Annotated in this window: 12 protein-coding genes; 9 read left to right on the forward strand and 3 right to left on the reverse strand. The window is 59.0% G+C overall.

The window, feature by feature from the left end:
- The first annotated feature begins 17 nt into the window (after window positions 1-17).
- Together RL_RS26585 and RL_RS26590 are read left to right on the forward strand one after the other, a co-directional pair.
- Window positions 18-1,061 carry a UDP-glucuronic acid decarboxylase family protein gene (locus RL_RS26585; RefSeq protein WP_011649673.1) on the forward strand — a complete coding sequence of 348 codons (1,044 nt, stop codon included), beginning with the start codon at window positions 18-20 and terminating at the stop codon, window positions 1,059-1,061.
- Between the two features lie 4 nt (window positions 1,062-1,065).
- On the forward strand, window positions 1,066-2,907 hold the full coding sequence (locus RL_RS26590; RefSeq protein WP_011649674.1) for a glycosyltransferase family protein: 1,842 nt from the start codon (window positions 1,066-1,068) through the stop codon (window positions 2,905-2,907).
- A 442-nt stretch (window positions 2,908-3,349) separates the two neighbouring features.
- Here RL_RS26590 and RL_RS26595 read toward each other — a convergent pair whose 3' ends face one another.
- Window positions 3,350-4,126 (reverse strand): response regulator transcription factor, encoded by a 777-nt coding sequence (locus RL_RS26595; protein WP_011649675.1) that lies wholly within the window; start codon window positions 4,124-4,126, stop codon window positions 3,350-3,352.
- A 552-nt stretch (window positions 4,127-4,678) separates the two neighbouring features.
- On the opposite strand from RL_RS26595, the gene RL_RS26600 reads away from it, so the two are divergent.
- From RL_RS26600 to RL_RS26625, 6 genes are read left to right on the forward strand one after another with little or no spacing between them, the layout of a single operon-like run.
- Window positions 4,679-5,182: an acyltransferase gene (locus tag RL_RS26600; protein WP_003549405.1), complete on the forward strand. Its 504-nt coding sequence runs from the start codon at window positions 4,679-4,681 to the stop codon at window positions 5,180-5,182.
- Window positions 5,182-6,219 carry a Gfo/Idh/MocA family protein gene (locus RL_RS26605; protein ID WP_003549404.1) on the forward strand — a complete coding sequence of 346 codons (1,038 nt, stop codon included), beginning with the start codon at window positions 5,182-5,184 and terminating at the stop codon, window positions 6,217-6,219. The genes RL_RS26600 and RL_RS26605 overlap by 1 nt, the downstream gene beginning before the upstream one ends.
- A complete protein-coding gene (locus RL_RS26610; protein WP_011649676.1) occupies window positions 6,216-7,319 on the forward strand; it encodes a DegT/DnrJ/EryC1/StrS family aminotransferase in 1,104 nt (367 codons plus the stop codon). The genes RL_RS26605 and RL_RS26610 overlap by 4 nt, the downstream gene beginning before the upstream one ends.
- Window positions 7,309-8,028, forward strand: coding sequence for an acyltransferase (locus tag RL_RS26615; protein WP_028744382.1), 720 nt, complete (start codon window positions 7,309-7,311; stop codon window positions 8,026-8,028). Before RL_RS26610 ends, RL_RS26615 begins: the two co-directional genes overlap by 11 nt.
- Window positions 8,025-8,999: an NAD-dependent epimerase/dehydratase family protein gene (locus RL_RS26620; protein ID WP_003549401.1), complete on the forward strand. Its 975-nt coding sequence runs from the start codon at window positions 8,025-8,027 to the stop codon at window positions 8,997-8,999. Before RL_RS26615 ends, RL_RS26620 begins: the two co-directional genes overlap by 4 nt.
- A complete protein-coding gene (locus RL_RS26625; protein ID WP_041936766.1) occupies window positions 8,996-10,213 on the forward strand; it encodes a DegT/DnrJ/EryC1/StrS family aminotransferase in 1,218 nt (405 codons plus the stop codon). Before RL_RS26620 ends, RL_RS26625 begins: the two co-directional genes overlap by 4 nt.
- Window positions 10,214-10,589: 376 nt before the next feature.
- Here RL_RS26625 and RL_RS26630 read toward each other — a convergent pair whose 3' ends face one another.
- Together RL_RS26630 and RL_RS26635 are read right to left on the reverse strand one after the other, a co-directional pair.
- Window positions 10,590-12,098 (reverse strand): O-antigen translocase, encoded by a 1,509-nt coding sequence (locus RL_RS26630; protein WP_011649679.1) that lies wholly within the window; start codon window positions 12,096-12,098, stop codon window positions 10,590-10,592.
- Between the two features lie 247 nt (window positions 12,099-12,345).
- Window positions 12,346-13,659 carry a polysaccharide biosynthesis/export family protein gene (locus RL_RS26635; protein WP_011649681.1) on the reverse strand — a complete coding sequence of 438 codons (1,314 nt, stop codon included), beginning with the start codon at window positions 13,657-13,659 and terminating at the stop codon, window positions 12,346-12,348.
- A 580-nt stretch (window positions 13,660-14,239) separates the two neighbouring features.
- On the opposite strand from RL_RS26635, the gene RL_RS26640 reads away from it, so the two are divergent.
- Window positions 14,240-19,426, forward strand: a complete 5,187-nt coding sequence (locus RL_RS26640) for a N,N-dimethylformamidase beta subunit family domain-containing protein (protein WP_011649682.1) — start codon at window positions 14,240-14,242, stop codon at window positions 19,424-19,426.
- The last annotated feature ends 74 nt before the right edge of the window (window positions 19,427-19,500 follow it).

The raw sequence follows: 19,500 nt of genomic DNA on the forward strand, positions 1-19,500 counted from the left end.
AACAACGGAGCATACCAATGCACGGACAAAAGCGAATTATGGTAACCGGCGGCACCGGGTTTCTGGGATCATTCCTGTGCGAAAGGCTTTTGCGAGAGGGCAATGACGTCCTCTGCGTGGACAATTACTACACCGGTTCGCGCGACAATGTGCTGCATCTTCTTGATGATCCTCGCTTCGAGGTGCTCCGCCATGACATTACCTTCCCGCTCTATGTGGAGGTCGACGAGATTTACAACCTCGCCTGTCCCGCATCTCCGGTCCACTATCAGCACGACCCCGTGCAGACCGTGAAGACCAATGTGCACGGGGCCATTAATATGCTCGGCTTGGCAAAACGCACCAAGGCGAAGATCTTCCAGGCATCCACAAGCGAAGTTTATGGCGATCCGGCAGTCCACCCTCAACCCGAGGAGTATCGAGGCAGCGTCAATCCCATAGGACCGCGGGCATGCTATGATGAAGGCAAGCGGTGCGCCGAGACGCTGTTCTTCGACTATCATCGTCAATATGGCGTGGAAATCCGGGTGGCGCGGATCTTCAATACCTACGGTCCGCGCATGCAGACCAATGACGGCCGTGTTGTCTCCAATTTCATCGTTCAGGCGCTTCGAAACGAGCCGATCACCATCTTTGGCAACGGCAGGCAAACACGATCGTTCTGCTATGTAGACGACCTGATCGACGGCTTTATCCGTCTGATGGGCGCGCCGGCTGGGGTCACGGGGCCCATCAATCTCGGCAACCCCGGAGAATTCCAGGTCCGTGAATTGGCAGAAATGGTGGTCGAAATGACCGGATCGAAGTCCGGCATCGTCTTCAAGGATCTGCCAGTTGACGATCCGACACAGCGCAAGCCCGATATCAGCCGCGCAACGCAACAACTGGGCTGGCAGCCGAAGGTGAACCTTCGTGAGGGGCTTGAGAGAACGATCGCTTATTTCGAGTGGAAGCTTTCCGGCGGCGTAAAGAACAGGCTTAGCGCCAAGTCCTCGCAAGAGGCTTATCCGCATCTGGCGGCTGCGAACGTCGAGCTCACTGCTCCTGAAGCCATTCGATAGGGACATGAATAGCAACGTTAACGATCGAAAACCGCGGCTCGTTTTTTTTCAATGGGACCATCAGCCCAATGCGAACGCGGCCGGTTACCTGCTGCTGCACATGCAGCAGCAGGTCAAATGCCTCTCAACACATTTCGATGTCGTCGTCATTAACCGCGACTGCGATTATGCAGAGATATGCGACAGGTACGAACCGGATCTGACGCTGTTTGAAAGCGGTTATCGGTCGCATGGGTCGCGTCGGATAAAAATCACCAACACCAATACCCATATCGCCGTTCCGAAGCTTGGCCTTCATAACGCCGACGCATGGTGCGATCGACGCGCGGGCTTCCTTTCCGATATGGAGCAGTGGGGCATCGAGGCGTATTTCGCGATCGCAACGATGACTCCGGAATATATGCCGGCGGTGAAGGAGAATCTGTTCGTCTGGCCTAATTTCATCGATCCCGACGTCTACCACGACTATGGCCAGCAAAAGGTCATCCCGGCCATGCTCACAGGTCAGGCCTACGGCCTTTATCCCTGGCGACAGACGGTCTTTCCGATGATCCGCGACCGTTACCCCTGCCTGGTCTCGCCGCAACACGCCTATGAGAGCAAGCTAGCTTCCCAGCTCCTGTCTGGAGAGGCTTATGCGCGCGCGCTCAACGCGAGCCTCGTCGTCCCCACATGCGGCACTATGGGCGGGGAGGTCGTACGCAAGCACTTCGAGATTCCCGGGGCAAAGGCCTGTCTCGTGACCGAACGCACGCCAGCAGTGGAGGCAGCCGGCTTTGTCGATATGGAGAACTGTGTCTTTGTTGACGGTCACAACGTGGTCGAACGACTAGATTACCTCTTTGCCCATCCCGACGAAATACGGCATATCACGACAGCCGGTTACAGTTTGATCCATTCGCGTCATACACTGAGCCACAGGCCGCAAATATATCAGTGGTTCATGTTGAGCAAGGGCCTGCAGTTCGGCGAAAAGATCATCCAGTCCGGCCCCTTCGGCGATCTTACAAAGGTCCAGCGGATCTCCAGGCAAGAGAGCGTCCATATCGTGGGGGAAGCGAGCGATCGCGCTTTGCTGAAGCAGGGCGACTTGCTTCTCGAGCAGGGCAGGGTGGAGGAGGCCAAGCAGTGCTACGCGCGCTGCCTGGACTATGTATCCTACCTGCCCGAAGCCAAATTCCGCCTTGCCATCTGTGCGTTGCAGCAGGGCGACGCCGATCGCGCCTATGGCCTTATGGTGGGCCTGGTCAAGGTGACCATGACCGAATATGAGGCACTCAACCCGGATCCGGTCGAGTGGGCGTACTTCCTTCTCGCTTTGATCTGCAGGGGCCAGTTTGAGCGGGCGCGGAGGCTGCAAGATTTCTATCCATCTCTATCCCACGACGAATTCAGGCGCGCGCGCCTCGTCATCGCGCTACTCGGTGGCTCAGGCGATGCGGCCGTGTCGGGACGGTATGGCAGGGATCGAAAAAGCATTCATCAGATTCCCGATCGGAGCGATTCCGAGTGGCTTGCATGGTTCTCCGATATTCTTGAGCGGTGTCAGCAGCCAGATCTTGCAAATGTTCTTCGTCACGCTCCCGTCGGCCGAAGCGGCGTCGGCGAGAAAGTAACATTTCTACACTTCAAACGTGATGCTGGTTGGCGTCTGCGACTATATTCGGGCGTCGATGGCCTGATGGTCGGACTGCACCTGAATGGCCTGCGGCCGAATGTACCGCCGCTGCCTGAGTTCCGATATTTCTCGCATCTTGCGCGGCGTCTAGTCCCCCATTCGCAGAGAGGCCCGTTGCGCAGGATCCGAACGGCACTTTCCAGGCTTCCTGTGGGCACCGGCAACTAGAGCCTTTCCGGGTTAGATTGAAGCATTCTGCCGGAGCAGGTTTTCGCCAGGGCAGAGGCGATTGGCGATGGGCATACCACTTGGTACGTCCGAGCCGATCGCCTCTGCCCTGGCGGAAAGATGCCCGGCCCTTCGGGTTGGCTGAACCGGGCCGGCTGATCGACCGGCCGGCTTGGCCGTAGAGCTGGGCTACGACGCGCGCCGGCCGGTCGACCATCCGACTCCGTTTGAGCCAACAGAATGCTTCAATCTAACCGGCTCTAGCTGTGGGAAAATCGCAGATGCAGACAGCCTCACCTGGAGAGGCGTACATGACAAACTTCCCAGGTGAGGCTGAAGATGCAATCGCGGACTCGGTGGCGTATTTGGCGCGCAGCCACCGAGGATGTTTAGCGCGAGAATGCGCTCGTGATGCGATGCAAGATCTGATCGGCCGACCGCATCAGCATAGGCTGCTTGCCGCAGAACTGCCCGAAAGAAAAAGATCGTTGAGCTTGAATACGACTTCCGTTCTGTTCGTCGCTTTGACCTTTTTCATAATATTGCGAACATGCACCTTTACGGTGCTTTCTCGCAGGTTGAGCTCATAAGCGATAATTTTGTTTGCCTTTCCGCGTCGGAGCGCCTCCACGACTTCGACCTGACGGTCCGTGAATATGCCGGAGAGGGGGCGGGCGGTCGAATTGCTCGAGTCCAGCAAGTGACGCATGGCGAACAGGGCGCTTGCAGGCACAAAAATTCCTCCTGCCACCGACAGCGCGATCAGCTCCATACAGACGCTGACGCTGACTGAGGCGGGTATGAACCCTTTGGCTCCGTACTCAAGTGCCCTAACGATTTGACCGAAATCGTCGCTATCGGCCAATACGATGAGTGGCGTCGATGCGAATTCCGACGAAAGCTTCCGGATTTGCTCCGAAACGGTCGGTTCATCGATCTTTTTGCCGCCGACGTTCAAGAGGATCGCCGAAAGCGGAGGATATTCGTCGCGCTTCTGCTTCCACTCCTCAATTGATCCAAAAGCCAGAATCTGCAAATCCGCTTTTTGGGCAGCCATGCATTGCGCCAGGCATTGACGATCGAGCTCACGATTATCGAGAATGACAAGAGAATGCGTGTGTCTTCCCGGCACGGCAGATGTGTTCGGATTATCTATCCTGAGGGGAAGAGCTACGTTCTCCTGCCTGAGGTCCAAATTCGGTATAAGTGCTGAATTCACAGCTTCACCCTCCCCTAACACGTTACGCTCAACTACGGCCCGAGTACCAACCCCTCTCAATACGGGGGTTTAGTAAACTCTAAAGTAGGAATCGAATACCACAATTCGCGGAGCGTTACAGTAGCTAATATAGGCTAAGTAGCGCGCAACTTTCATTGCAAGTCGGAAATAGAAAGATAAATCTGAAGTAGTCTTGATTGTTACTGGATAGATTCTTGAATAAACTTCATCGTTACACCGTAGTTTGCGACGGACCACTAAATGCATGGAAACAATCGCAGTCTCCGGCGTAGGACCGGCAACGGATGCGGTAGGTGAGCCCGCCACCAACGTTGGTCGATGTATGAACATGGGCGTAAGTCATCATAAGTAGATACGCCTTTAGGTGAATAACCTTAAACGTTTTGTTTCTTTACTCAGATGCAGAAAACAATTCTCTTTGGGATGTAGAAAAATATTAGTCCTGTCGGTGTGAAACCTTGGGTGCAATCAAGCGATTGTTGGTTTCAACTGAAAGTCTGGACCTGTTCAAGAGTTAGGGGTTTTGCAGGGATGATTGCATCAAACGTCAAGCTGGATGACGGCACCATTATCCACCATCCGGACCTCGTGAATCTTTACGGTTGTACGATCGGTGCTGGAACGCGCATCGGCACCTTCGTTGAGATTCAGAAAAACGTCCTAGTCGGAAAAAGCTGCAAGATCTCCAGCCATTCCTTCCTCTGTGAGGGCGTGACGCTGGAAGACGGCGTTTTCATAGGCCACGGGGTCATGTTTACGAATGACATATACCCGCGCGCCGTCAATCCGGATAGCAGCCTTCAAACGGAGGCCGACTGGATTGTCGTCCCGACCCTGGTCAAGCGCCATGCGTCGATCGGCAGCAACGCTACCATTCTGCCTGGCGTCACGATCGGAGAGGCTGCGCAGGTCGGCGCTGGAGCGGTTGTAACAAAGGATGTGCCCGATGGCGCCATTGTCGCTGGCGTTCCGGCCAGGATGATCGGTCGCGTTAATGATGGGCCAGTCGACATGCACGCGTTGGAGGGAATGTAATGATCGGCATCGCTGTTGTTGGGTATGGATATTGGGGGCCGAATCTGGTTCGCAACATCTCGGAGGCAGCCGGAGCGCACCTCGTTTCTGTCTGTGATCTCAATGTTGACCGGTTGGCGGCTGTCAAAAGCCGCTACCCCGCAGTGACGATCACCGATGATTTCGAGGAAGTGCTGCGTGATCCAAGAGTGGATGCCATCGCTATCGCGACGCCGGTCTTCACCCATTTCAAGCTCGCAATGCAGGCTATGATGGCCGGAAAGCATGTCTTCGTCGAAAAGCCGATGGCATCGACGACGGAGGAAGCCTCGCGGATGGTCGAAGAGGCCACACGCCGACGCCTCGTGCTGGCGGTGGATCATACCTTCGTCCACACCGGCGCCGTCCGCAAGATGCGCGAACTGGTCGAGAACGGCTTGGGCGACATGTATTATTATGACTCGGTTCGGGTCAATTTGGGGCTCTTTCAGCATGATGTCAGCGTCATCTGGGACCTCGCGGTGCATGATCTCTCCATCCTGGACCATGTCGTGCAGGAAAGGCCGGTGGCTGTTTCAGCGACGGGCATGAGCCATGTACTCGGCGAGCCGGAAAACATCGCCTATCTGACGCTCTTCTTCGAAAGCAAGCTCATCGCACACATCCACGTCAATTGGCTGGCGCCGGTCAAGGTGCGCCGCACGCTGATCGGCGGCAGCAACAAGATGGTCGTCTACGACGATCTGGAGCCCAGCGAAAAAATCAAGGTCTACGACAAGGGCATCACGCTGAACCCCAATTCTCAGGCTTACGGCGAGAAAGTGCATCAGATGATGGTCGGCTACCGCAGCGGCGACATGTGGGCGCCCAAGCTCGATATGACCGAAGCACTGAAACGCGAACTGGATCAGTTCGTCGAGTGCATCGAGCAGAATTCGCGGCCCATTACGGACGGCCATGCCGGCCTGCGCGTCGTTCGCATTCTGGAAGCAGCAAGCCGGTCGTTAGCCCAGCGCGGTCGCATCATCGAGCTCGAAGAGGCAAGGCGCATCGCATGATCCCGTTCCTGGACATTAAGGCACAATATCAATCAATCAAGGGTGAGATCGACGCCGCCGTGCTCGGCGTCCTCGCCTCGGGGCAGTACGTATTGGGCGACGAGGTCGCGCATTTCGAGCAGGAATTCGCAGACTATTGCAACGTCAAGCATGCGATAGCCGTCAACACCGGAACGAGTGCCTTGCATCTTGCTCTCCTTGCGGCGGGCGTTGGCCCTGGCGATGAGGTCATTACCGTGCCGTTCACGTTCGTCGCAACGGTGTCGGCGATCTGCTACACGGGCGCACGACCCGTGTTCGTCGATGTTGAGCCCGTGACACTCACGATGGATCCGGCTGAGGTCGAGGCAAAGATTACTCCCCGGACCAAGGCCATTGTTCCCGTCCATCTCTACGGTCAAATGGCCGATATGGACGCGATCAAGGCACTTGCCGAGCGCCACGGGATACCCGTCATCGAAGACGCCTGCCAAGCGCACGGAGCGCAATACAAAGGCCACCGCGCCGGCAGTATCGGCCTATCCGGCTGCTTCAGCTTCTATCCGGGCAAAAACCTCGGCGCCTGCGGCGAGGGGGGTATGGTCGTTACCAATGACGATGATCAGGCCAAGACGATGCGCATGCTGCGAGACTGGGGTCAGGAGCAACGCTATCACCATCTGCTGAAGGGCTTTAACTATCGCATGGACGCCATTCAAGGCGCGATCCTGCGTGTCAAGCTCCGGCACCTTGAAGCCTGGACCGAGGCGCGTCGCACGCATGCGCGCCGTTACTCCTCGCTGCTTGCCGGATCGACGGTTTTGACGACCCCTGTCGAAGCAGCCGACCGGCGTCACGTCTATCACGTCTATGCCATAAGAAGCCGTGATCGCGATGGGCTTCAACGCCTGCTCAGCGCGGAAGGCATTCCGTCCGGGCTCCATTATCCCATCCCTGTTCATCTGCAGAAAGCCCATGCCGACCTTGGCTACCAGGCCGGGGATTTCCCGGTCTCGGAAGCCGCGGCACGGGAGGTCCTCTCGCTGCCGATCTATCCAGAGATGCCTGTACGACACGTCGACCAGGTGGTCGCCGCGCTGGAGTACGCCTATGTCAGTTAACCGCGCCGGCGAGGCTCGACTGGTGCAGGCGGTCCATGGTCGCCATGAAAGGCCGGCAGACCCTGGCTACCAAACTGGGTTGGTCGAAGAGCTCAGACAATCATACGGGCGCGCTGGCCTGATAGACCTCTATGGTCGTTTCGCCACAGGCGACGGGGTCGTCGACACACTGATGCGGAAAGCCATCTGGCAAGCGATCGCGCGGAGCTGCGGCACGGGATTGCAGGTTGCGGGCGGCGCCGGTTTCAAACATCCCGAAACGTTTGAAATCGGCAATGGCGTGTTCATCGGCGCTCAGGCCTATATCCAGGGCCGCTTCGACGGCACTTGTGTGATCGGCGACAATGTCTGGATCGGCCCGATGGCCTATTTCGACGCACGCGACCTGGTTATCGAGGATTGTGTCGGCTGGGGCCCTGGCGCCAAGGTGCTTGGGTCGACCCACACCGCACTGCCGGTGGATGTGCCGATCATTCGCACGGATCTCGAAATCAAGCCGGTCCGCATTGGCGCATGGGCCGATATTGGAACGAACGCAACAATTCTTCCCGGCGTGAGCATCGGAAAGGGGGCGATCGTCGGAGCGGGCGCAGTCGTTGTTTCCGATGTCGAACCGTTTTCAGTCGTGGCGGGTGTGCCGGCGAAGTTCATACGCTGGCGCACGGAAGCCGATCCTGTGCTGGATATATCGCATGGAGGAAGATCGTGAGAAATCAACGGGTACTCATTACCGGCGGAGCCGGCCTGATCGGGTCGCATATCGCCGATCTCGTCGCATTGGAGAAGCCGCGCGAGATTATCATCCTTGACAACTTCGTGCGCGGACGCCGGGACAATCTCAGCACGGCAATAGCTGGTGGGTCCGTCAACATCATCGAGGGAGATATCCGTGACAGAGCGTTGTTGGCGAAAACCTTCGAGGGCGTGGACATCGTCTTTCACCAGGCGGCCATCCGCATCACGCAATGCGCCGAAGACCCACGGCTTGCCTTCGATGTACTGGCCGAAGGCACGTTCAATGTTCTCGAAGCTGCCGTAAAGGCAGGCGTGTCGAAAGTCGTCGCTGCCTCTTCTGCCTCTGTGCTGGGTTTGGCCGAAAGCTTTCCGACCACCGAAGCGCATCATCCCTATAATAACAGGACGATCTACGGCGCGGCCAAGACGTTTAACGAGGGGCTGCTTCGCAGCTTTGCGGAGATGTACGGCCTGCGCTATGTGGCCCTGCGCTATTTCAACGTATACGGGCCGCGAATGGACGTTTACGGCGCCTATACCGAAGTGTTGATCCGCTGGATGGAGCGTCTGGCGACCGGAATGCCACCTCTCATCTATGGAGACGGCAGCCAGACGATGGACTTCGTCGATGCACGTGACATCGCTCGGGCAAACCTGCTCGCTGCGAAGAGCGATGTCACGGATGAAGTGTTCAACGTCGCGAGCGGCAGGGAAATAAGCCTCCTGGAACTCGCGCAGATGCTGAGCAGCATCATGGGGGTCTCACTCGAACCGCAGCACAAAGAAGCCCGCGCGGTAAACGGCGTAACCCGTCGTCTTGCCGATATCAGCAAGGCCGAGAAACTCCTGGGTTTCAAAGCGGAAATATCGATGGAACAAGGGCTTCGCGACCTTGTCGCCTGGTGGAAGATGAAGACCGATGCGGCAGGAGGGCAAGCTGCATGAGCCCGTCGCTACCCGTAGTTCCAGTTGCCAAGCCCGTTCTCGGAGAGGAGGAGGCGGAGGCTGTCCGCCGCGTTATTCTATCAGGATGGGTGACGCAGGGGCCGGAAGTTGCCGCTTTCGAGAGTGAATTCGCTGCCTTTGTCGGCACCGCGCACGCCTGTGCCGTTTCAAACTGCACGACCGCATTGCATCTCGCCTTGATGGCGGTAGGTGTCGGCGCCGGTGATGAAGTCATTACGGTCAGTCATTCGTTCATCGCAACCGCGAACGCCATCAGATACTGCGATGGCGTGCCTGTCTTTATCGACATCGAGGCGGACGGTTACAACATCGACCCTAGCCTGATCGAAAGGGCAATCACGTCGCGGACCAAGGCAATCCTGTGCGTTCATCAGCTCGGCATGCCTTGCGATCTTCGCCCTGTCGTTGAGATCGGGAAGCGCCTCTCGATACCGGTCATCGAGGATGCGGCGTGCGCAACGGGAAGCGAAATCCTTTGGGATGGAAATTGGGAAAAAATTGGCAGGTCGCATGGCGACATTGCCTGCTTCTCCTTCCACCCCCGTAAGGTCGTCACGACCGGTGATGGTGGCATGTTGACGACGGCCAATCCCGAGTATGACCGAAAATTTCGCCTCTGGCGCCAGCATGGCATGAGCGTCACCGACGCCGTCCGTCACGGCTCGAGGCAGGTGATCTTTGAAGACTATGATGAACTAGGCTACAACTACCGCATGACCGACCTTCAGGCGGCGGTCGGACGGGTGCAACTGCGGCGTTTGCCGGAGCTGATTGCGCAGCGCCGGCGGCTTGCCGAGCAGTATAGGGAGCGCCTGTCCACGATCCCTGGGCTAACGCTGCCAATCGAGCCCGACTGGGCTCGCAGCAACTGGCAGAGCTTTTGTGTGAGATTGCCTGATGCTGTCGACCAAAGGGCGGTCATGCAAGCGCTGCTCGATCAGGGGATATCCACCCGGCGCGGTGTGATGAACATCCATCTGGAGGGGGCCTATTCGGGCCAAAGTTCCCATCGCGTTGCGACAAGCCTGAAGCGAAGCGTGGCAGCGCAGCGGCAAACGATAGTCCTTCCGCTTTATGCTCAGATGACGGATCTCGACATCGTCAGGGTTGTCGAAGCAGTTCGAAGCTCATTGGCTGAGGCGGCCAGCCTACCCGCCGCCGTACAGCACGATCGGGACATCGCGCTTGTATGATTTCCTGATTGCCTGATGCAATCTTCGTTGTGCCGCAGGGCCTGATGCGCATCGCCTCGATGCGCATTTTTTGTTAGAGCCTTTCCTGGTCAGATTGCAGCATTCTGTTGGCTCAAACGGAGTCGGCCGGTCGAGCAGGCGGCCCGTTTCAGCCAACCTTCCCGCAGATTTGCCTGGCAAATCTGCAAGACTTAGAATCGCCGGACGCACCTATTGCTTCGCATGGCGAAGCAGTGCGGCCGGTGGGCCGGGCATCTTTCCGCCGGGATCAAAGGCGATCGGCTCGGACGTACCAAGAGGTATGCCCTTCGCCAATCGCCTCTGCCCTGACGAAAACCTGCCCCGGCAGAAGGCTTCAATCTGACCAGGAAAGGCTCTAGGCGAATTTCGCGATCCATCCTCTGATCACTGCGGGCATCACCTCGGGCGGAAGAAGCTGGATCAGCATGCGCAGCGAGTAGATCCCCGTCAGAGCTACGGCCAAGGCGCCGATCCCGATCGCCGGCCATAACGGCAAGACCCAAAACGCCGAGAATACCAACACCGATGCAGGCAGGAAAAGCAGTACGTGCCTGCGGTTGGCTGCGGATCCGCGGAAGCCGGTAAGCCGCCGCACGATCACGTAAATGAGGATGCTATGCCAGACGTAGAGGCCGAAAAACGCCATGCCGGCTCCTGGCGTACCGAACTTCGATACGAAGTGCCATGCCAGCCCTACATGCACGAGCGTGGCCGCCACCTCCGTCCAGAAGAAAATGGCTTGTGCACGCTTCGCCAAGATGACGAAACCCATCGGCCACGCGATGATCCTGAGCATCATGCCAAGGCAGATCCACCGCAAGAGATCCACCGCCTCATGAAACTCCGAAGAATAGAACAGGCTCATCATGAGCGGCGCCAGCGTCAGCGTGGCGAGCAGACCGGGGCCGGCAAGAAGGATGCTAATTTCCATCTGTTCATTGACCAGTCGGTTGCATTCGGCATGATTGTCCGCAGTCGTGGTCAGGCGCGGATAGAAGTCCGTTCCCATCGCCTGCAAAATGAAGCCGGCATAGAGACCGCCCAACCCCCAGGCCGCCTGATACAATCCTGCGGCCATCACGCCACCGTCCTTCAATACGATGATGCGGATGGCATAGGCCGCGCCGAAGGTCAAAAGTCCGCTGGCCATGAATACGGCTCCGAATCTCAGCAGAGGTGCCCACTCTTGACCAAATTGGCGAGCCGACATTCGCGGCGAGTGTGCGCCTATCCGTCTGCTGTACCACCAGGTGGAGAGTGTTGTGACGGCCGCAATCGCTACAACCGAGGGTGCGATCGCCTGCGTGCCGAACAGGTAAATCAGCGGGACGGTGATCACCGTGCTGAAAAACCCTACGAGCACATTGATGCGGGCAAGATTTGCAATGCCACGTAAGCCCTGGATCAACGCCGTCTGCCCGGACGACACTATCCGGAAAAATACAGCGAGCGAGAGCAGCGCGACGCCACCGGCGTGCTGGTAGTCGCCGAAGGTGAAATCCGAGACCGGAAATGCCAGCGCCGCAAGAAGGAGCGCGCCAAGCAGGCCGAGTATCATCGATATGCGTCTCAGCGCTTTCGCCGACTGTGCGATCCTCGCTTCGTCGCCGGTGCCGGCAGCCTCGGCGACCTGGCGTACCCCGCTGCCGCCCAGTCCCAGACCCGCGGCCGTTTGCGCGATATCGACGATTGACTGGTAGAGGCCCATGAGCCCCACGCCTTCTGGCCCAACCAGAACGGCAAGGGCCTTGTTGCGAATGATGCTCAGAGCGACGTTCACGAGCGAGGAACCGCCCATCAGCATCGTCGACTTGAGGATCTGGGTATACGTCTGCCCACTGGCTGGGATCATGCGCAAAGTCATCAATTATCCCTAGTCGCTATCCTGTGGGGCAGGATCCCCGGCACACTTTCGCCTGCATGTTGCCCAACGCTGCTTCGGAGATACGCGGCACAGGCAGTCCTGTTGGGGAAGGAAGCGTACTTCAAGATCTGGTCGGGTTCACGCCAGCCTGCATCAAGAGCGATTTCTCGCGCGCTGGTAGTCTGAGCGCCTCGGCGCTGCTCAATCACCCACTGGGAGTTCGTTTGCAGTACATGCTTTTCGCGGGTCACTGGCTTGCCTGACTGGCGTGTGTCTCGGTTTCACGCGGCAGGTCCGCGGGCGCGGCCTGAGACACCGGATCCGCAATGGGGGTCCGAACGATCCTCACAACATCACCCGGGATCAGCGCCGTTGTTTCGGAGGCCTGGAACTGCGTGATTTGCCCTTCGCTTCGCCGGCTCACCGTAAACGTCAGCGGGAGCGCCTCGTCGGTGGTCGTCGAGCCTCCCCCTGCCGCGAGGTCATCGAGAAGCAGTTTTTGCGTCATCTCGCGCTTCAATTTGAGTTGGTCGAGACTTGCCTGTTCCGACTGCAATTCGGAAGCGACTTCGCTTCGCCTCGTATCATAAAGCCCCTCAAGATTTCGCGTTGTCTCACTGATCGCCTGGCGGCCCCGCATGATGGCGGTGACAAGGTCGAGCCGATCGGAGCGGTAGGTGGTGAGCAACCGTTCCAGATCCAATTGACGCGACGAAACGGTGAGGCCTTTCGAAACCAGCGTTTTGACGCTGGTCAGCTGCTCCTCGATCGATTTGATATTGTCCTCCGAGCCCTGCACCTTCTCGCCCAGCATGCCGACTTCACTGTTCAAAAGATCACGCAATTCCGTGAGCGCCTTCGACTGCCTGTCCAGCGCATTTGCGCGAGCCTGAAAAATGACCCGTTCCTCGTTGTATATTCCCGCGGCGTATTGCTGATCAACGCCGAGCGTCCGATCGAACGTGATCTCCTTTGCCCCGGTCATCTCTGCTTGGAGTCGTGCTAATTTGGCAGTGCTGCGCAGCAGCGAGTGGTCGATTTCCCGCAGTTCGCCTGCGAGTTTGATCGTCTGCGATTGCTGCAGACTTGTGGCGCGGAACGGGCCGCCGCTCATTGCCAGGGATTGCAGGACGGTAAGTCCGGAGCGGAATTTGTACTCGCCAGGCGTGGTTACGTCTCCGACGACATAGATTGGCGGGTATTCGAGAATTTCGACGGTGACCGCGGGTGGCTGAACCAATCCGATTTTTTCTTGCAGACGCTTGGCAATCTCGTTCGTGAGGCTGGTGTTATCGCGATTGCCGACGGAAACGGATCCAAGAAAGGGCAAAAAGACAGCGCCTTCATCCGAGACGGTATATTCGCCGCCAAGCGCATCCCATCGTTCATATTGGCCTTTGGACTGCATCCATTGGACAATTGTCAGACGGATTTTCGTTTGCGGAGCAAAAGCAGTGTCATCCGCGAGAGCCGGCGGCACAGCTCCGGCAAGAAAGACGAGTGTGCTGATGACAAGCGTCGCCGGAAAGAACACGTTGAGAACGCGATACGATAGCTTCATTTACATGTCCAGCCTGCAAAAGCGTCCTTAAACGGACACCGGTTCAATGCCTTAGGCGCTACGCGAGCGTCGGGCGCGAGGTCCGAAGCCGCAATGCCAGTGTGCAATCTGGCGAAGCCTTGAGGAAGGTGGCGGTTATTTGCTTCGCCTTATCACTATTGATGAGGTGGGGGAGGGGGCTTAGCCCAAACCAAGTAGGAACATATACCTTGGGCGCGGTACAGAGGCATCGGCCCGGGAATCCAGGAGGTCATGCGCAGGAAGAAGCGCGCTCGCCGCGAAGGACAGCGATCCCTTGCGGCAGAGCCATTGTTTGGATTGTCGATTTTCGACACGTTGATATTGACCGGCGGCGCCGCCTTAACGGTCGGCGCAAAGAAAAAAGGGCATCGAAACGAACACCTTGCGTGTCTCGCCCATCACGTGGTCCATGCCAACACTGCCGTTTGCCCAAAGGATGCCGCCTTTAGAGCGAAAGGCGTAGGACCTACTCGCTTATTTTTGGGCTATCATTCAGGGCTTCGTAGCAAACGATCCCCGTAGATTCGATCCCGACAATCTCGCGAGAGAGGGGCCTGCCATGTATCGAAACGCTCGCCGGTGGACATCACGCTCACTCCTGCTGGATTCGTTAGTTCCCCGGTGGTTGACCGTCGGCGGAAAGGGAAGGCCTCGCAAGCCTGCCGATAAGCGCGAGGATAGTGCTCAACTTGCTACATCCGTGCAAACGGCGGATGGAAACAAGCATGATGGTACGCTTGTCGACAACCCCTACAACAACGCGGCGCTCAATGAGCATGATGTTGGACCGAGTGGGGGCGTGATCGGCGACGCGGACGGTGGGGTGGATATCAACCACCCAGCGCCGTCCTTGCCTGCCCTGCCTAACGCATTCGCAGCAAATCGCGAGACAGGGGTTCGAAGCGGGGACAATGCCGCGTCTCGGTTATTCGCCCACACGCCTGGTTTTGCAGGTTTCGAGCGGGACGCGCACGGAATTGCATTCGGGGCTCAATCGTCCCTTTATCGCACCTACGCTGGAATGAGCCTCATAGGCGACGATCCTTTGGCTCCGTATCTGTCGCAAAGCCCTGCACCGATAGTTTCGGGACAAGGTTCTGCCGCGGTGGCGGGCGAGCGTGCTCACTCGGGCAACGTCGTCATCCTCGAATCGAGCCCGTCAGCGCAGGCAACTTCGCACCAGACCGGCGCGGATTCACTGGCGTTTGGCATGCCCTTTGGTGTGTGCGGATGCGGCTACTTTACTTCCCCCACGCGGATTCTCGATTGGGCCCATGGCGGCGCCATGCTTCAACAGGACGGCCAATTGCCGGGAACCAGGCTGACCGAGGGGCCGGACTTTGTATCGACGATCAAGCGGGCCATCGGCGCCTCGATCAGCGACCCGCTTCTCGATCGTGACTTGTCGCCTCTCTCGGGCTGGCGCGGAACCGCGACGTGGACGGATTCGACGATCTTGAACGGATCATTGCCAGGCGGCGGAGAGATCGGAACGGGCACCGCCAGTTCCAAGGGCATTGGCGTCCTTTCCGGCTCGGTGACGACGCCACCTTCTACGCAGCGGTCGTTGACGACGCAAAATCTGGCGGCCGCGGCTGCGGCCAACAACCTGATCGTGCTGGAAAACCAGAAGCAGGGTAACCCGGAGAGCGAGTGGGGCATCGACGGCGCCGGTAGCTCCAACATCGAGGGATTTGCGACCGACATCAGCGTCGACAATGGCAAGACGATCAGCTTCAAGATCAATACGAATTCCACCAATTATCGGATCGACATATACCGGCTCGGCTATTATGGCGGTATGGGCGCCCGCAAGGTCGACACCATTCAGCACACCGGATTGCAGAATCAACCTAATCCGTTGCGCAATGCCGCGACCGGCACGGTCGATGCCGGCAACTGGGCAGTGTCGGCTTCGTGGACCGCACCCGAGGACGCCGTCTCAGGCGTCTATATCGCCAAGCTCGTGCGTCAAGATGGCACCTCCGGCCAAAATCACATCCCGTTCATCGTGCGCGACGACGACAGCCAAAGCGACATCGTCTTCCAGACGGCAGACCAGACCTGGCAAGCTTATAACGGTTGGGGTGGCGCAAACTTTTACGGCGGCAATGGTCCGGCGACGGGGCAGGGCGCTGGTCGCGCATATGCGGTCAGCTACAATAGACCGATTGCGACCCGCGGAGGCGTGGGAACCGTTGCCGGCCCGCAGGACTATCTGTTCGGCGCCGAATATGCAGGAATCTACTGGCTGGAACAGAACGGTTATGACGTTTCCTACATGGCGGGGGTCGACGCCGATCGCTATGGCAGCCTGCTTCTGAATCACAAGATGTATCTTGATGTCGGCCATGACGAATACTGGTCGGGCCAGCAACGCGCCAATGTCGAGGCGGCTCGCGACGCCGGTGTCAACCTTCAGTTCTGGAGCGGCAACGAAGTCTACTGGCGCACCCGGTGGGGCAATGCCTATAGCGCCGACGGCACGCCCTATCGCACGCTTATCTCTTATAAGGAAACGTGGTCGCCCGCCGCCAGCATCGATCCCTCCAATGAATGGACGGGGACATTTAGAGATCCGCGCCTGAGCCCACCTGCGGTCGGCGGCGGCAGCCCCGAGAACTCGCTCACCGGGCAGTTGTTCCAGGTCGACGACGTCGGCAGCAATCTCCAGGCGATCACTATTCCCTATGACGACGCCAATCTGCGTTTCTGGCGCAATACGAGCGTCGCCAACCTTCAGCCCGGCCAGACGGCGACGCTCACCAAGAACTATCTCGGTTACGAATGGGACGAAGCGGTTGACAACGGCTTCGATCCGGCCGGCCTGGTCAAGCTGTCTTCGACGACGGTTCCGGTAAGCAGCTATCTGCTCGACTATGGCAATACGACGGGCAACGGCGTCTCGACCCACAATCTGACGCTTTATCGCGCTCCGAGTGGGGCGCTGGTGTTCGGCGCCGGCACCGTCTACTGGGCCTGGGGCCTGAGCGACAATCACGACCTCACGGCGACGCCGACGGACCCGCGCGTGCAGCAGGCAATGGTCAACTTGCTTGCCGATATGGGCATTCAGCCCGGGACGCTGCAATCCGGGCTCGTCGCCGCGACCGCTTCGTCGGACCAGGTTGCTCCGACCTCCGTCATCACCGTGCCCGCGACGGTGGCCGTTGGATCCAGCGTGACGATTACGGGCACCGCTACCGATGCGGGCGGCGGTGTCATCGCCGCCGTCGAGGTTTCGACCGACAACGGCGCGAGTTGGCATCCGGCGACCGGCGATGAGAACTGGACTTATACCTGGTCGCCGCAGATCGCCGGCACCTACACGATCCGGTCCCGCGCCGTTGACGATAACATCAACCTCGAAACGCCCTCGGCCGGACGCACGGTCACCGTCAGCGGGCCGAGTTACACGTCTCTCTTCGGCGCGGCGACCCCCGCCGTCGTCAACACAAATGATGCGTCCGCCGTCGAGCTCGGAGTCCGCTTCCAGACCTCTGCGGCAGGGACAGTCACCGGCATCCGCTTTTACAAAGGCAGCCAGGATACGGGTACCCATACCGGTTCGCTGTGGTCGAGCACTGGTACCCAGCTCGCGACCCTCACCTTCACGAACGAAACCGCCAGCGGCTGGCAGACCGCGTATTTCTCCAGTCCTGTGGCATTGACGGTCGGGCAGACCTACACGGCGTCGTACCATACGAATGCCGGTCGTTACTCGACCACCGCCAACTACTTTGTCTCCAATGTGACGAGTGGGCCGCTGACGGCACCAGCCAGCGGTAATGGCGTATACAGATACGGCAGCAACAGCCTGTACCCTACGGCCACCTTCGATCAGACGAATTACTGGGTCGATGTGATGTTCAATCCATCGGCCTCGAACACGACGCCGACGGCGGTTGCCGATGCAGGGGATGCGACCGAGAAGGGTGGCGTGGCCAACGGTTCGGGCGGCGTAGTTGCCAGCGGCAACGTGCTGACCAACGACACCGATGCGGATGCCGGTGATACCAAGACGGTGACGGCGATCCGTTTCGGCGCAACGGCCGGCACGCTCGGCACGGCCTTGAATGGTACCTATGGCAGTCTCGTGCTCAGCGCATCGGGCGTCTATAGCTATGCCGTCAACGAGACCAGTGCCGCCGTGCAGGCGCTGCGGCAGTCGACCAACACACTGAGCGATGTGTTCAGCTACACCATGCGCGACACTGGCGGAGCCACCGCCACGGCAAACCTGACCGTCACCATCCATGGCGCCAATGACGCGCCGGTGCTTGCGGTCCAGACGGCTGCCCAGAACGCCACCGTCGGCACAGCCTTCTCCTTTGTGCTGCCGACGACGACCTTCACCGATGTCGATAGCGGCGAGACGCTCACCTATGCGGCAACGTCTGCCGACGGCACGGCGCTGCCTGCCTGGCTGAGCTTCAATGCCTCGACCCGGACCTTCTCCGGAACGGCGACGACATCAGGCACCTATGGCGTCAGGGTCACGACGACCGACCTTGGCGGCCTCACCGCCAACGAGACCTTCAACATCGCCGTGTCGACGCCTGGCAACACGACGCCGACGGCGGTTGCCGATGCAGGGGATGCGACCGAGAAGGGCGGGGTCGCCAACGGTTCGGGCGGCGTGGTTGCCAGCGGCAACGTGCTGACCAACGACACCGATGCGGATGCCGGTGATACCAAGACGGTGACGGCGATCCGTTTCGGCGTAACGGCCGGCACGCTCGGTTCGGCACTGAACGGCACCTATGGCAGTCTCGTGCTCAGCGCATCGGGCGTCTATAGCTATGCCGTCAACGAGACCAGTGCCGCCGTGCAGGCGCTGCGGCAGTCGACCAACACACTGAGCGATGTGTTCAGCTACACCATGCGCGACACTGGCGGAGCCACCGCCACGGCAAACCTGACCGTCACCATCCATGGCGCCAATGACGCGCCGGTGCTTGCGGTCCAGACGGCTGCCCAGAACGCCACCGTCGGCACAGCCTTCTCCTTTGTGCTGCCGACGACGACCTTCACCGATGTCGATAGCGGCGAGACGCTCACCTATGCGGCAACCGCTGCCGACGGCACGGCGCTGCCTGCCTGGCTGGCCTTCAACGCCACGACGCGGACGTTCAGCGGCACACCGACGACATCAGGCACCTACGGCGTCAGGGTGACGGCAACCGATCTCGGCGGCCTTGCCGCCAATGAGACATTCAACATCACTGCGACAGTGGCGCCTGCGACCTACAGCCTGTTTAACGCTTCCAGCACGCCAGCCCAGACCAACCTCAACGACGGTCAGCAGCTCGAGGTCGGCGTCAAGTTCCAGTCGAACGTTGTCGGTGATGTCACCGCCATCAAGTTCTACCGCAGCGCCAACGACAACGGACAGAACGTCGTCGATCTGTGGACCACCACCGGCACCGAGCTTGCCACCGCCACTTTCACCAACACCACGGCAAGCGGCTGGCAGACGGTGAACTTTACAACGCCCGTCACGATCGCCGCCAACACCACCTATATCGCCTCCTACCACACCACCGGCGCATACGTGGCGACGGATGGCTTCTTCACCAACGGCGTCAGCAACGGTCCGCTGTCGGCGCTATCCAGCGCTGCCGCTGGCGGCAATGGCGTCTATGCCTACGGCGGATCTGCCACCACAGGTCTCTTCCCGACCAGCACCTTTGACTCGGCAAACTATTATGCCGATGTGGTCTTCCGACCGCAGCTCGCAGCTTGACGCGTCGCACGAGGTTAGAGACGGTTTCGAATGAGGCTCATAAAACGCAAATGACAGTCGCTCCGAATGCCGTC

It is taken from the genome of Rhizobium johnstonii 3841, from assembly GCF_000009265.1.
In the GTDB taxonomy this organism is placed as follows: Bacteria; Pseudomonadota; Alphaproteobacteria; order Rhizobiales; family Rhizobiaceae; genus Rhizobium; species Rhizobium acaciae.